Origin of the sequence: Marinilactibacillus sp. 15R (assembly GCF_001895285.1) — a bacterium.
GTDB classification, from domain to species: Bacteria; Bacillota; Bacilli; order Lactobacillales; family Carnobacteriaceae_A; genus Marinilactibacillus; species Marinilactibacillus piezotolerans.
The window spans coordinates 1,138,556-1,152,909 of record NZ_CP017761.1 but is presented as its reverse complement, the minus strand read 5'-3'; the positions used below and the strand labels follow the sequence as shown (position 1 = coordinate 1,152,909).

Here is a 14,354-nt window from a genome sequence, read left to right as displayed (position 1 = left end):
GAATTTCTTTCAAGGACTTTTTTTATATGTAAAATCATATCAAACACTATAGAGATGAGTAAATGTCCTAGCGTAATAACAGAGAGCCTGCAGTCGCTGAAAGCAGGTTTACCCAAAGACATTGAATATGGTCTCTTCCCTGCTGATTCCTTTCAGTCAGTTGTCATAGTGGGATACCGAGTCTATTAAGATAAGGCTATCACGGCTGCATCCGTTATCTTGCACGAGTATAAATCTTTTGTACTTAGTGAGGTAAGATTCGTGAGGATCTTACAAACAAAGGTGGTAACACGACAACATTCGTCCTTTGATTAAACAGCATCAAGCTATTCAGTTAGCGATACGCTGTTTAATCAAAGGACGTTTTTTTATTTCCGTTTATTAGCGATATAGAATACTAGGAGGACAATACATGATAGAGCTTAAAAATATCGATGTTCAATTCAAAACCGAAAATAAAGAAATCCACGCAGTACGAGATGTCTCGATCCAGATCGATAAAGGAGACATATTTGGAATTGTCGGTTATTCCGGAGCAGGAAAAAGTACGCTGGTTAGAACAATCAACTTACTGCAACGTCCTACAAACGGCAGCGTTCGTGTAGGTGAGAAACAATTATTGAATTTAAATCCAAAAGAACTGCGCCAGGCTCGCAAGAAAATTGGAATGATCTTCCAGCACTTCAACTTAATGAACGCTCGGACAGTTGCTGGAAACGTCCTTTACGCTTTGCGTTCAAGTCAATTATCTGAAGATGCAAAAAATAAAAAAGTAGCAGAGCTTTTGGACCTTGTAGGATTAGCAGATAAACATGACGTCTATCCTTCTCAACTTTCTGGTGGGCAGAAACAACGGGTTGGGATTGCCAGATCATTGGCAAATGATCCAGAAGTACTCCTGTGCGATGAAGCAACCAGTGCTTTGGATCCAAAAACAACTCTTTCTATTTTGGAGTTATTAAAAGATTTAAATGAAAAGCTTAACCTGACTATTGTTATTATTACTCATGAGATGGAAGTTATCAAAGAGATCTGCAAAAAAGTAGCGGTCATGGAAGACGGCTCAGTCGTTGAACAAGGTGATGTCGTTTCAATCTTTACAGATCCAAAAAATCCACTTACCCAAGAGTTTATCAATACAGCAACCCATATTGATCAAGCTTTAGAAAAACTAGCTAAACATCCATCCTTACTCAACTTAGATCAAGAAGATACCATCGCCCGGCTATCTTTTGTTGGAGAAAGTACAAACGAACCGCTGATATCCAGTCTATATTCTAAATTTGCAGTTTCAACAAATATTCTTTACGGAAATATTGAAATTCTGCATGATACTCCGATTGGGAATCTGATCGTTGTCTTAAGTGGATCCCCTTCTCAGCAACAACAAGCGATCCGTTTTTTAGAGTCCCAAAACGTAGCAGTGCAACAGCTGGAACACATTCATGTAGACCAGAAAGCAAAAGTAGTTCCTATAAATCAGGAATATGTCATTTAATAAAAGTCTGATAAAAAAGGAGAAAAACTATGAATGGATTAACTGATTTTATTGAAAGTATTGCACCAAACGTTTGGGAAATTCGAGAACGAGTTCTTGAAAGTACTTGGGAAACTATCTATATGATACTCGTTTCTGCTCTTATTGCCGGAATCATTGGAATTATAATCGGAGTCATTTTAGTCATTACAAATAAAAACGGGATAAAAGAAAATGTTGTTTTCTACACCCACTCAGAACGGTTGATCAACACTTTTCGTTCAGTGCCTTTTATTATCCTGCTCGCCCTAATAGCACCTTTCACAAGGCTTGTTGTTGGCACAACAATAGGAACGACTGCTGCAATAGTTCCTATTATTGTAGGGATTATCCCATTCTACTCTCGTCAAGTCGAAAATGCTTTGCTGGAAGTGGATCCAGGGATTGTAGAAGCTGCACAAGCAATGGGTTCATCTCCTCTTGAAATTATATTTGGTGTTTATTTAAAAGAAGGACTTCCTTCTCTTGTCCGTGTATCTGCTGTTTCCATTATCAACCTTATTGGACTGACCACAATGGCTGGAGTTGTTGGTGGTGGCGGTTTAGGAGATCTGGCTATCGCTAGAGGGTACAACCGATTCCAAATGGATGTTACAATCGTCTCCACTCTCTTGATTATGGTTATTGTTTTTATTACTCAGTGGATCGGACGTATATTAATCAAGAGAACATCTCATTAATCAAAAAAAAATTAGAATTGGGGAAATAAAATGAAAAAGAAATTATTAGCATTATTCAGTATTGTATTTACAGTTATTCTGGCAGCATGCGGTAACGACGGTGAAACCGTTCGTTTAGGAGTTGTTGGAGAAAACAATGAGCCTTGGGAACACGTGCGTGATGTAGTAGCGGAAGAAGGAATTGATTTAGAAATCGTTACTTTCTCAGATTATCAAACACCAAACACAGCATTAGCTGAAGGTGATTTGGATCTAAATGCATTTCAGACTGTAATCTTTTTAGATTCCTTTAATGAAGATACCGGATATGATTTAACGCCAATCGCAGATACTACTTTAAATCCTTTAGGAATATACTCTGAACAAGTAGAAGAGGTAACGGACATTCAAGAAGGCGACACGATTACTATCCCAAACGATGCATCAAATGAAGGTCGTGCACTGATTCTGCTTCAATCAGCAGGATTGATTGAAGTCGACCCAGAAAAAGGTAACTACCCTCTTATTGAAGATATCACAAGTAATCCATTGAACTTGGACATTGTGGCAATTGCCAGTAATCAGACGGCACGTTCATTGAGCGATACGACAGCTGCCGTAATCAATGTTGGAATGGCTGTTGACGCTGGCTATATCCCATCAGAGGACGCTATTTTCCTGGAATCAGCTGAAGGAGATACCGAACCGTATATCAACGCAATCGTTGCACGACCTGATGAAACAGAAAATGAAACTTATCAAAAAATCGTCGAAGCTTATCAGACAGACGAAGTGAAAGAAATTATTGCAGAAACAACTCAAAATTCTTCCATTCCTGTTTGGTAATAGAGATAATGATTAAGACCACTTAGCTATGATTTCTAAGTGGTCTTTTATGTATAGATTAAGATAACGTTTAACGATATTAAAGAGCAAACGATTAGTGGTTTGCTCTTTAATTTGCAGAAATTATGCTATATATTTTCTTCATATCTCTTTAACAATTGTTGATAATGAAGGTAAAGCAAAGAAAAGCGGTTGTTACTTTTCTCATTCCACGGTTTAGGCTTACCGCAGAAGTGTAAAATAACCGTATTTTCTGCTACCCAATGTATATTGTAAGCACCAAAACTTCTAGTAAAATAGGCACTACTTTGTCTAGTATCATAATTCCATATTTCTTCAGGAATTTCTTTTGTAAATTCCCCATAAAGATAGTTCATCACATCTTGATCAGGAAGCAGTAAATAATCACTATATTTTCTAATTGTATCGTAAATATCTTCTATTTGAATTTTATTTCTTGCTTGTTTTACATCTATTACCATAATTCCTGAATTAAAATAACCATGACTGATTCCCAGTCGAATATTGTTGATCCCCTTAGTAATATTGGTCAATCCGGAATGTGTCGCAGCAGCCAGTATATTCCCCTCAAGATCCAAATCCCACAGTTCTTGAATCGGGTTGATAATTAAAGTGTCAGGGTCTAAATAAATAACTCTTTTTACATTATCAGGCAATAAACTTCCACAAGCCAAGCGGTAATACATTTCTTTTGGGTAACGCTCAGCTGTGGGCGCGTCAGCAAATAGGTCCAGAGGCACTTTAATGACATTCAATTCCATTCCATAAAATTTTAATAAAGTCTGTAATGCTTGTAGTTTTTCTGAAGAAATTCTTTCATGTATTAGCCAAATTCTAAAATCTATTTGCATATTATTTTGGTGTAATGAAGTTAGCATTACCTTTAAGGGGTCTAAATAATTTTCATCCAACGTGACAAGAATGTCTATTTTTTCTTCCAAGCTAAGTAACCTCTTCCTGTTATAAGATAATTTTTAGTATGTATCAAAATCTTAGGTATCTACTATTTAAAGATATTGAAATATAATCACACTTTCTAGAAACTGTTGAATCCGGGTAAAAACAGTCATTTTTCATAATCTAACTCAGGAATTTTTTGCAATAAGCACTTCTAAAAAGCACCTGTCTCCAAGCATGTTCAGCTGTACTTTCTTGTCGACCAGATTGTGTCCAATCCGTTCTTGTAACGGACTTTATTTCTTTAATAAAACCAAGATACTGGTTTATTTCTGTCACTTTCATACTCCTTTCTGAAACTAATACTTATCACCTCCAAACGAAATCTTCCGCTTTTATCCGTTTAATTATGTATGTATTTGAAACTCCCGTGAACCTATTAAGCATTTTCCAGGTACATCACTAAAATCAAATATACTTTTATACTGAATATTCTTTTATATAAATCGACTACGCTTTTCAGATATTATCTTCATTTTAACTCACTTCAAGTTTTTATGAAAACTGAATAGCTATCGTTTTCCTTTCACCTTCATAAAATACATTCCCCTATTTAGTTCTATCTAAACCATAGAGAATAGTAATAAACTCCTCACCACTATATTCCTTGTCGTTCTCCTTCGATATATGCAGGTATTTATTCATTTGAGAATTGGATAGCAATAGATTGCATTTCACCTTTATAGTTGATATCTGAAAAACTTATCGAACTAAGATCCTTATTCTCATAGGTATCGCCATCAATCTTAAATTCCGTGGCACCTCCTTTAATATAGTCTATTAATGCAACAGCTTCTTCATTAATAATGACATACTCTTCTGGAAAATTATCTTTATAAAACAACGTAGTTTCTATATTCTTCATTTTCATCCCTCCAAAATTTTTTATACACTATTTAAAAAAATGGTTCCCTGTAGGCAAAATCATTATATTTCTAACTACTTTCAAAGTTAAAAGCAGTTAGAAAAAGAGCAGAATAACTATCTGCTCTTTTGTTTATTACTTATTCTAATTTAATAGTAAATTTTTAAACTGGTCAAAAAGTCTCTATATCTTAACGCATAACTGATCCGCCTGATAGGATGATATTTTCTCCTATGATGTTTTCAGCTGCATCAGATAATAGATAAGCAATGGTGTTCGCAACTTCTTCTGCATTTGTAATACGTCCAGTGGGTAGTTTCTCGCTTTCGATTTTAAACTGTTCTTCGAAACTATGACCTTCTCGTTCGCCTTTAGAACGGATCCCGTTTCTTCCCATTTCCGTATCTACATACCCAGGGCAGACACCGTTGACTCGCACATTATGTTCAATCGCTTCCAGTGCAAATGACTGGGTGAATCCATTAAGTGCAAATTTAGATCCCGTATACGCCGTTCCGCCATAGGTTCCTCTTATGCCAGAAAGAGAAGAAACATTCACGATGGATCCTTTTTTATCTTTTTTCATTGTTTTATAGATTCTTTGAGTCAAAAGAATCGGCACAGTGTGATTTAAATACATCACGCGTTCCAGCTCTTCTTGTGTCAACTCTTCTAGAATCCCTCCGCCAATCATACCCGCTGAGTTCACTAATAAGGAAACTGATCCAAATTTTTCTTCTGCCGCTTGCACTAAATTTTCTCTATCAGATGTATCGGTCAAGTCAGCAACATACCGCATAACTTTTGCATTCGGCGTCTTACTTTCGATTTCTTCTTTCAGTTCGTTTAGTACTTGTTCTTTTCTACCTGTGATGGTGACATCTGCACCCATAGAAGCTAGTACTTTCGCTGTCTCACGACCAATCCCGCCGGTTGCCCCTGTAACTAACGCATGCTGCCCTTTAAAAACATCAGATGAAAAAATAGACATAATCTTCCTCCTACAGTGTTTGATTTAGTAATCATTTATACTTAAATTGTGGCATAAAACAAGTCTATTATCTAATATTATGTATCATCCTATGTATTCAATCGTTCAAATCACTTAAACAATTCTTCCCGTCAGGTACCAATTTTACTCAAAGCGAAAAAAGGAGAGGTTCGCTCTAAGACCGAACCTCTCCTATGTTTTTTGAGTAATTGACACTATTATTGATACAACGATGCTCCGTTTGTACCAATTACATCTTTATACCAGTAGAACGATTTTTTCTTGATTCTATCGTACGTTCCTTTACCGTAGTCATCAATATCTACGTAAATAAATCCATATCGTTTTTCCATTTGACTCGTTGAGGCACTAATAAAGTCTGTACATCCCCAAGATGTGTACCCCATGATCTCTACCCCATCTTTAATCGCTTCGTTCATCGCTTTAAAGTGAGATTGGAAGTAGCCGATTCGGTAGTCATCTTGTATTGAACCATCTTCTTCGACAGTATCTTTTGCACCAATTCCATTTTCAACAATAAATAACGGAATACGGTAACGATCATATAAATCTACTAATGATATTCGAAGCCCTCTTGGGTCAATTTGCCAGCCCCAATCTGATGTCTCCAAGTAAGGATTCTTAACACCAGTCGTTAAATTCCCGCCAACTTTTTCACGCTCATCTGCGTGGACAGAAGCAACCATAGACATATAGTAGCTGAATGATAAGAAATCTACCGTATGATTTTTTATGATTTCCTCGTCACCTTCAGCGAAAGTAATGTTAAAGCCTTTTTCTTCCCACTCATTTTTTATAAATGTAGGATACTCACCGAAGACTTGAACGTCAGCATAAAACGAATTTTCTCTGTTTTCTTTTTGAGCCAGCAACACATCTTCAGGATTACAGGTTTCAGGATATGTCATTCGCTTCGTTAACATAGCACCTACTTGACCATTTGGTTGAACTATATGGATATATTCTGTGATCAGTGAACTCGCAACAAATTGATGATGAAGTGCTTGATAGATTGCTTCTTCTGCTTTTTGTTTATTGTCATATTTATCTTCCAGCACTCCAACTGTTGTAAATGGATGACGGAATACACTATCAATTTCATTGAACGTCAACCAATATTTTACTAGGTCTTTATATTCATCTACGACAATTTTAGAGAAATGAACAAAGCTATCTACCACTTCGCGTCCTACCCAACCATCGTATTCATTGACTAGATAGAGTGGCATTTCGTAGTGAGACAGCGTCACTAATGGTTCGATATCCAGTCGATTCATTTCTTCTAGAACATTTCTGTAGAAATCTAGTCCCTTTTGATTTGGCTTTTCTTCAATTCCGTTTGGAAAAATCCTTGTCCATCCTATTGAAATTCGTAACGTTTTAAAGCCCATTTCTTTAAACAAGGCAAGATCTTCTTTATAACGATGATAGAAGTCGTTTCCTCGTCTTTTCGGATAATATACTATATCATCTGTCCGCATCGCTTCTTTTACATCTTCAGAACTGACGTGCCACTGGCTGATATAATCTTCTTTTGAAATATCTGGCTTGAACTTCGCCACATCGGCGACAGACATACCTTTTCCATCAACATCCCAAGCCCCTTCTGCTTGGTTTGCTGCCAGCGCACCTCCCCATAAGAATCCTTCAGGAAAATAACTTTTCATCTCATTAATTCTCTCCTTATACTTCTCTTATTCCTTTTTAGTCAAATGAGTATAGTCTAAATTCTCACCGTTTGTTTTAATAATTTGTCTATAATAGTCATAACTCTTTTTCTTGCGACGTTCTTTTGTTCCTGATCCATCGTTATGTTTATCGACATAGACAAATCCATATCTTTTTTTCATTTCTCCTGTTCCCGCTGAAACGATATCAATCGGTCCCCACCACGTGTAACCAAGAATTGTACAGCCATCTTTAATCGCTTCTTTCATCATTTCAACATGGTCTTTCAAGTAACCCATTCTTTCCGTATCTTCAATCGAACCATCTTCTTGAACTTCATCAACCACACCAATACCATTTTCTACAATAAATAATGGTTTTTGGTAACGATCAGTCAATTCGTTACAGACATATCTAAGTGCGAGTGGATCGATTGGCCATCCCCATTTCGTTTCTTTCAAATACGGATTTTTCTTGCCTAAGATCCCTCCGGTATTTCCAAGAATCTTCATACCTGCCTCATGCAAAGAACTTCTATAAAAACTGAATCCTAGATAGTCACAAGTCCCTTGCTTGATGAATTCAAAATCCTCAGGTTCGGTATCTAATTCTATATTATTCTCATTTTTAATTCGCTCAAAGTAAGCTGGATAGGTTCCTCTAAGCTGAACATCACTATAGAACAAAGATCTTCTACGTAATTCATTCGCTTCAAAAACATCTTCCGGGTTACAGGTAGCTGGGTAGATTGGACTCAAAGAAAGCATACAGCCCACCTGATTCGCTTCATCTATTTCATGTCCAATCAATACTGCTTTAGCACTGGCTACAAACATGTTATGACTTGCCTGATAAATTGCTTGTAATGGATGTTCTGTATCTTCTGTTATCTGGATTCCTGCTCCAAGCAAAGGTAACGTATGTGCATGATTGATTTCGTTGAAGGTCATCCAATAGCGAACGAGTCCCTTATATCTTTCAAAAACTATTCGACAATATTTTTCAAAAAAATGAATCAACTTTCGATTCTTCCATCCTCCATATGCCTTCACTAAATGCAACGGAGTCTCAAAATGCGAGAGCGTGATGATAGGTTCCATTCCGTATTCCTTTAGTGTCTTAAACATCCCTTCATAGAAAGCGAGCCCTTCCTCGTTCGGCTCTAATTCATCTCCATTAGGGAAAATTCTTGTCCACGCAATAGACGTTCGAAAGCATTTCAAACCCATACCTGCTAAAAGTTGAATATCTTCTTTGTACGTATGATAAAAATTAATTGCTTCATGACTAGGATAAAAGACCCCCTCTTTTACCTCTAAAGATAGATTATCGAAGCGGTTGGGTCCTACTGGAAGAATATCCGTCACGCTTAGCCCTTTTCCACCCTCAAGATAAGCACCTTCTGCTTGATTGGCAGCAATGGCGCCTCCCCATAGAAATTCTTTTGGAAATACAGTCACGTTTACACTCCTTTACCTACTAAATCTATGACAACATCTTGATCAGTTGCTGTAATCGGCGCCATAATATTAATTTCTTTCACCAGATCCATATTTGTAATACAGACCATCACAGTTGGATCATATCCTTTTTGTTTAATTAAATCTAAATCAAATTCAACTAGTACCTGTCCTTTTTTCACTTTGTCTCCTTGCTTCACTTTCGTCTCGAAGCCTTCTCCATTTAGAGAAACCGTATCTATCCCAATATGAATCAGGCACTCATAGCCACCTGTCGTCTTGATACCAACGGCATGTCCTGTAGGGAAGACCGTTTCAATTACCCCATCTGCCGGTGCTTTAACCGTTCCATTATCTGGTATAATCCCAACACCATCTCCCATTGCTTTCTGAGAAAAGACGGGGTCATTTACTTCGCTAATAGGAATCACTTTTCCAGAGACAGGTGCTGAGATTGAATGATCATCAGTCTGTCCATTTGTCTTCTTAGTTACTGGTTCTCTATCCGTATCTTCTTTGAATCCTAGAATATATGTTAGTATAGCTGATCCGATGAAGGCACCTGTAATACCAATCAAATAATAGATAAATGTTGGTCCGGCAAATGCTGGAAACGTGGTGATGGCAGGGAAAACATAGACACTAGCTGTTGTCCCCATTGCCCCTATAAATGCTCCGGCAATACCTCCTGCGATTGTCTGCGCAATTAGGGGACGTTTGAACTTAACGGATAACCCATAAACGATCGGTTCTGTAATACCTCCAAGTAAAGCTGGCATCATAGAAGAAATTGCTAAGGCTTTAGTATCTTTATTTTTACTTCTCATGAATACACCTAAAGCTACCCCCGCACTTGCGAACGTTGCTGCAGCTACCATAGGACGAATTGGATCTTCTCCATATAAAGCGATGTTGTTCAACATAATTGGCACGATTCCCCAATGTACGCCTGTCATGACTAAGAAAGTCCATCCAGCTCCAAGAATTGCTCCAGCTAGTAGGCCACTTCTTGCGCTGGCAAAATTGATTAAGCTTCCTATTCCGTCACCTAGGAATACACCTATTGGACCAATCACAATGACCGTTAGCGGAACCATGATCAAAAGCGCTGCCAATGACAAGGCGAAAATCTCAATATTTTTAGGAATAAATTTCTTTAATTGTTTCTCAAGTAATGAATACATATAAACAGATATAATTGCTGGAATAACAGTTGATGTATATGACATGAGATAAGTAGGGATCCCGATAAAATCAACAACTGCTCCCGTCTCAGTGACTAAGCCAGTAAAATTAGGCTCAAGTAAAGCCCCTACTATAGCTACAGATATATACGGATTAGCTTTAAACACTCTAGCAGCGCTGAACGCTAAAAATATCGGAAGGAAATAAAAGACACTATTCCCAGCAGCTGAAAGAATACCGTACGTACTGCTCTCTTGACTCATACCAAGATAGGTTGTACAAAGAACTAATAAGGCTTTTAACATTCCGGCTCCAGCAAGTGCGATAATGATTGGATTGAAAATAGACGAAATGACATTGAAGAAGCGAATAATCGGGTTCCCTTTCTCTCCATGATCGGCAACTTCTTCGGAGTCTGAATCCAGCGCATTGTCAATCGAGTGATTTTTCATGACTGCATCGAACATATTTTCAACATCGTTTCCGATAACAACCTGATACTGCCCGTTCGCTTGTACTACAGATAATACTTCGGGCATAGCATCTAATGTTGCTTTGTCTGTTTTGGAAGTATCCTTCAGCTTGAATCGTAATCTTGTGACACAATGATATAAGTTAATGATATTACTTTCTCCACCAACAGCACTTACAATTTTTTCTGCAGGAGCTGTATAATTTTTCTTAGGCATAATCTTTTCTCCTTTTTATTTTTTCGGTTTCTCGATGGCCAACGTCTTGATATGTTATAGTATAGTGTAGAAACCAAAGAAATTAGGGAAAGTTCGCAAAATGGAAACCGCTTTATTTTCGAGTCATATATTATTTATTACCCTATAACTATAAGGAGAGGAATCATGGGCTTACTCATTCATCGACTGATTACGATATTAAATACGGAAGATCCAGACTCCACCAACTACCATATTGCACTGACTTTAGTCTTGCACTACACAAAAATCAGTCGTTCTTCTATTAAAGAAATTGCCGATCTATGCAGCGTATCTAAATCTACGATTTCAAAATTTGCCCGTACAATTGGTTTCGATGATTATTATCATCTCAAAGAAAGTGCCCCTTTTATCGAGAATCGTTTCCACTTCAATTTTAATTATTTAACGAATATACTTGGTACAATTGATTCCGAAGGATTAGCACCTTATTTTGATGCCATCACTAAAGACATCAATTATTTCAAAGAAAATCTCGATTTAGAAACGATTGATCAGTTAGCAAAAGATCTGGTGAGCTACGATCAGGTTTATGCATTTGGCTTACTGTTCTCTGAGACGGCAGCTGTTGATTTACAGTACAAACTGGCTTACCTACAAAAATTCATTGTTACTCGTCAAGAAGATACAGAACAAGAGCGAATTATTGAGACAGCTAGGGATGATAAATTGATCATCATCTTTTCTAACTCCGGGGAGTACGTTAAGAAACATCAATTAAAACAGCTTTCCCCAAGACAAAAAATCTTCGAGAAGTCTAACGCAAAGATTGTATTAATAACATCCAATCCTGAAATGCTTGAAAATGAAAACATCGATTATTGCATTTTATTTCACCACGAGACAAATATGCAGACCCACCATTTCATGTATCAGATCATCACAGATATGATTGCTTTGAGGTATCGTTACTATTCAACTAAACAAATAAAAGAGTAAAAGCTGGGTAGCTTTTACTCTTTTATATTATCTACAGGTTTGATACTAGTTATGAATTTAATATAGTTCCTTAATAATATGATCCTGTACGTTTTTTGGTATTACAGAATTAACAATTATAGCTGCCAGAATAATGACTGCATTCATAAAAATGAACGTATTACTTAGGTGACTATTCGTCTACCATCTTAGAAGTGTTAATTAACTAACTCTTATACAAGAGAAGACAGAAGCTTTTATAAAAATGACTACTTCAATAATAATTCAAACTTCACAAGTGTTAGCCTATGATTTTTTCTAAAATAGGCTGTAGTTTTCAATGATTTTTTTGATTATATTCGTGTGTAAGAAATTATCTGATGAGGAGGAATAATACAGTCATCATTTATATATATATACTGTTCACTCAATGCGTTATTTGCACGTTCATTTGCATGTGTTAGCATCCATTTTTTCACCTGTATATCATCATCCGGTCTTTCACAATGTTCGTCTAATTCAAAATTAAATCTATGTATTTGATCAAGATTAGCATAAAAATCAATTCGATAGCTTACTGAATTTTCTATCCAATAGTCCTCTACGGATTTTACTTCTGGAAATATCTTCGATAAAGTCATTAAAAATTCTGGTCGCTCATGAATCCTACTAGTATAACCGAATATATTATCATTAATTAAAAAGCCATTTACGCAATAATCATAATACAATCTGTGAGCGACACTTTTTAAATTTTCATCAATTCCGTAAGAAAAATACTTACCACGGTATTTTTCATAATCGATGTCAACTTCTCTTCCACCATAACTTACGATTTTATTATCAATATTAAAAATTATGTCTTGCTTTTTAATCAAAGATGCGAGTATTGTTTTTCTCTTCAAGACTTCTTGTAGATTCATTAATCCTGTACTTTTTATTTCGTTACAATCATCTAACGAACCTACTATATGAAAGGCCAATACTTTGATATCAGATATATCCACATTTTTTATTCTCTCAAAATTTCTATCCATAAACAATTCAAAATCATTTTCACAGATAATATTCAATTCTGCAATATACTCCTCCGGCGACATATTCATAAAGTTCAACACAAAATAGTATGCCGCATCACAAGTACGTAAATCAAATTCCATAAGATCAAATCCTAACACTTTTTTATATTTCCAATCGCTATCTCAAGCTCTTAAAGATCGCTTATTTTGATGTATTGTCGCAGAGTACTGATTGTAAATCCTTAACCAATACTTTAAAACCTGAATAATTCATAACTCTGTATTTTAAGTAAATCTCTTAAAAAAATCATTCTCGCTTTATTTATTTTGATAACTTTTGCCCAAAACAATCTTTTTAAAGATTCTTTTCATTTTTGTAAGTGCCCAAAAATTACTTTTGTATAATTTTGGGCACACTTATCCCTTGGAACTTTTCTCTTAAAAAAATAGTATCCGCTTAGTTTATACCCATGAATGGGACCGCCTCAGGCGGTCGAAGACAGCATAGAATTCTTTATGATAAACGTGATAACTAGACAGTTTAAGATAGACTTGCCTACCTGTTTGGACAAGTTTCCCGGCTACTTTAAGTAATTTCAGTCGTATGGATTGAACAGTCAGACCTTTATCTCGTTCATCAAACCCAATCGTCTTTAAAAAGTTGATGAGGTTATAAGCGAGTAAACTCATTAACATCCTTACATGATTTTCTAAGAAGCGTGGACTATCGGTTTTATCAAAATAAAATCCTGCTTTCGCTTCTTTGATAAAGTTTTCCATCGTTCCACGTTTGGCATAAAGAGAGAATATGACTTCAGGGGATACATTTTTTGATAGATTTGTCGCAATAAATGTATGCTGAAAAAGGAGTTCTCCTCCTTCTCGAACAGAACGAATGCAGAGACGACGAGGTTTTGACCATGACTTAGCTTGATAAGGTACTGAAAAGTACTGCACTTCTCTCTCTTCCCATTTCTGATTTTCACCATATAGAACTGATTTTTCAGCTAGTTGACTCACTTTTTTATTGTTCTTTAAACGAATAACATAGTGGCTATTGTTGGCTTCACAAGCTTCATACACCTCTGGTGTTGCAAATCCACTATCTCCACGAACGAGTATGTCGGTATTCGGTAAGGAGTGATTATAATGCTGCAGTAAAGGTTCTATGAAAGCTTTTACACCTTTAGATGTGTATTGATTTCCTGAACGTAGTTCAGCTTTTAAGAAATCTCCAGTCAGTCCATCAAAGGCAACTAGAGGATGATATCCATAAGTTTGATAGTGGGCATTATAATCGGTTTGTTCTTGATTTCCAAAGGTATCTGAGTGTGTTGAATCAATATCAATGATCAACTCGGTATCATTACGAATCAGACGCGCTTTATCAATTAATGATTGATTTAATGGTAAGCGATGAATAGCTGAGTACCTACAAATAAAAATCGGACACCTCTATAATAAGAAATGTCCGAAGAG

The 14,354-nt window shown here is 36.4% G+C and carries 12 protein-coding genes and 1 pseudogene; 4 read left to right on the top strand and 9 right to left on the bottom strand.

Translation table 11 applies throughout. From position 1 onward, the window contains the following. The first annotated feature begins 412 nt into the window (after nt 1–412). The 3 genes from BKP56_RS05625 to BKP56_RS05615 are packed head-to-tail and all read left to right on the top strand — an operon-like array spanning nt 413 to nt 3,042. The gene (locus BKP56_RS05625) at nt 413–1,498 is read left to right on the top strand and encodes a methionine ABC transporter ATP-binding protein (protein ID WP_072694190.1); all 1,086 of its coding nucleotides are present in this window, start codon (nt 413–415) and stop codon (nt 1,496–1,498) included. 29 nt (nt 1,499–1,527) lie between these two features. Then, a complete protein-coding gene (locus tag BKP56_RS05620; protein ID WP_072694189.1) occupies nt 1,528–2,217 on the top strand; it encodes a methionine ABC transporter permease in 690 nt (229 codons plus the stop codon). A gap of 30 nt (nt 2,218–2,247) precedes the next feature. Beyond that, nucleotides 2,248–3,042 (top strand): MetQ/NlpA family ABC transporter substrate-binding protein, encoded by a 795-nt coding sequence (locus tag BKP56_RS05615; protein ID WP_072694188.1) that lies wholly within the window; start codon nt 2,248–2,250, stop codon nt 3,040–3,042. 128 nt (nt 3,043–3,170) lie between these two features. Here the strand turns inward: BKP56_RS05615 and BKP56_RS05610 are convergent, their stop codons facing one another. From BKP56_RS05610 to BKP56_RS05585, 7 genes are all read right to left on the bottom strand, one after another. Beyond that, nucleotides 3,171–4,004: a glycosyltransferase family 8 protein gene (locus BKP56_RS05610; protein ID WP_072694187.1), complete on the bottom strand. Its 834-nt coding sequence runs from the start codon at nt 4,002–4,004 to the stop codon at nt 3,171–3,173. 139 nt (nt 4,005–4,143) lie between these two features. Beyond that, nucleotides 4,144–4,299, bottom strand: a complete 156-nt coding sequence (locus tag BKP56_RS13780; RefSeq protein ID WP_156849225.1) for an HD domain-containing protein — start codon at nt 4,297–4,299, stop codon at nt 4,144–4,146. Nucleotides 4,300–4,657: 358 nt separating this feature from the next. Then, complete coding sequence (locus BKP56_RS05605; protein ID WP_072694186.1) at nt 4,658–4,885, bottom strand: hypothetical protein; 228 nt, start codon at nt 4,883–4,885, stop codon at nt 4,658–4,660. 190 nt (nt 4,886–5,075) lie between these two features. Continuing rightward, nucleotides 5,076–5,876 (bottom strand): SDR family NAD(P)-dependent oxidoreductase, encoded by an 801-nt coding sequence (locus BKP56_RS05600; RefSeq protein ID WP_072694185.1) that lies wholly within the window; start codon nt 5,874–5,876, stop codon nt 5,076–5,078. A gap of 218 nt (nt 5,877–6,094) precedes the next feature. Then, nucleotides 6,095–7,564: a glycoside hydrolase family 1 protein gene (locus BKP56_RS05595; RefSeq protein ID WP_072694184.1), complete on the bottom strand. Its 1,470-nt coding sequence runs from the start codon at nt 7,562–7,564 to the stop codon at nt 6,095–6,097. A gap of 27 nt (nt 7,565–7,591) precedes the next feature. Beyond that, entirely contained in the window at nt 7,592–9,025 is a 1,434-nt protein-coding gene (locus BKP56_RS05590; protein WP_072694183.1) for a family 1 glycosylhydrolase, read from the bottom strand. 2 nt (nt 9,026–9,027) lie between these two features. Next, complete coding sequence (locus tag BKP56_RS05585) at nt 9,028–10,899, bottom strand: beta-glucoside-specific PTS transporter subunit IIABC (RefSeq protein ID WP_072694182.1); 1,872 nt, start codon at nt 10,897–10,899, stop codon at nt 9,028–9,030. Between the two features lie 165 nt (nt 10,900–11,064). On the opposite strand from BKP56_RS05585, the gene BKP56_RS05580 reads away from it, so the two are divergent. After that, nucleotides 11,065–11,877 carry a MurR/RpiR family transcriptional regulator gene (locus tag BKP56_RS05580; protein WP_072694181.1) on the top strand — a complete coding sequence of 271 codons (813 nt, stop codon included), beginning with the start codon at nt 11,065–11,067 and terminating at the stop codon, nt 11,875–11,877. 332 nt (nt 11,878–12,209) lie between these two features. Here the strand turns inward: BKP56_RS05580 and BKP56_RS05575 are convergent, their stop codons facing one another. Together BKP56_RS05575 and BKP56_RS05570 are read right to left on the bottom strand one after the other, a co-directional pair. After that, nucleotides 12,210–13,016 (bottom strand): hypothetical protein, encoded by an 807-nt coding sequence (locus BKP56_RS05575; protein WP_072694180.1) that lies wholly within the window; start codon nt 13,014–13,016, stop codon nt 12,210–12,212. A 321-nt stretch (nt 13,017–13,337) separates the two neighbouring features. Further along, nucleotides 13,338–14,282, bottom strand: a pseudogene (locus BKP56_RS05570) (IS1380 family transposase); the annotation flags it as partial. Between the last annotated feature and the right edge of the window lie 72 nt (nt 14,283–14,354).

Coding starts and splice junctions, on each gene's coding strand:
- BKP56_RS05625 (WP_072694190.1), top strand. CDS start 413: ATGATAGAGCTTAAAAATATCGATGTTCAATTCAAAACCGAAAATAAA.
- BKP56_RS05620 (WP_072694189.1), top strand. CDS start 1,528: ATGAATGGATTAACTGATTTTATTGAAAGTATTGCACCAAACGTTTGG.
- BKP56_RS05615 (WP_072694188.1), top strand. CDS start 2,248: ATGAAAAAGAAATTATTAGCATTATTCAGTATTGTATTTACAGTTATT.
- BKP56_RS05605 (WP_072694186.1), bottom strand. CDS start 4,885: ATGAAGAATATAGAAACTACGTTGTTTTATAAAGATAATTTTCCAGAA.
- BKP56_RS05600 (WP_072694185.1), bottom strand. CDS start 5,876: ATGTCTATTTTTTCATCTGATGTTTTTAAAGGGCAGCATGCGTTAGTT.
- BKP56_RS05595 (WP_072694184.1), bottom strand. CDS start 7,564: ATGAAAAGTTATTTTCCTGAAGGATTCTTATGGGGAGGTGCGCTGGCA.
- BKP56_RS05585 (WP_072694182.1), bottom strand. CDS start 10,899: ATGCCTAAGAAAAATTATACAGCTCCTGCAGAAAAAATTGTAAGTGCT.
- BKP56_RS05580 (WP_072694181.1), top strand. CDS start 11,065: ATGGGCTTACTCATTCATCGACTGATTACGATATTAAATACGGAAGAT.
- BKP56_RS05575 (WP_072694180.1), bottom strand. CDS start 13,016: ATGGAATTTGATTTACGTACTTGTGATGCGGCATACTATTTTGTGTTG.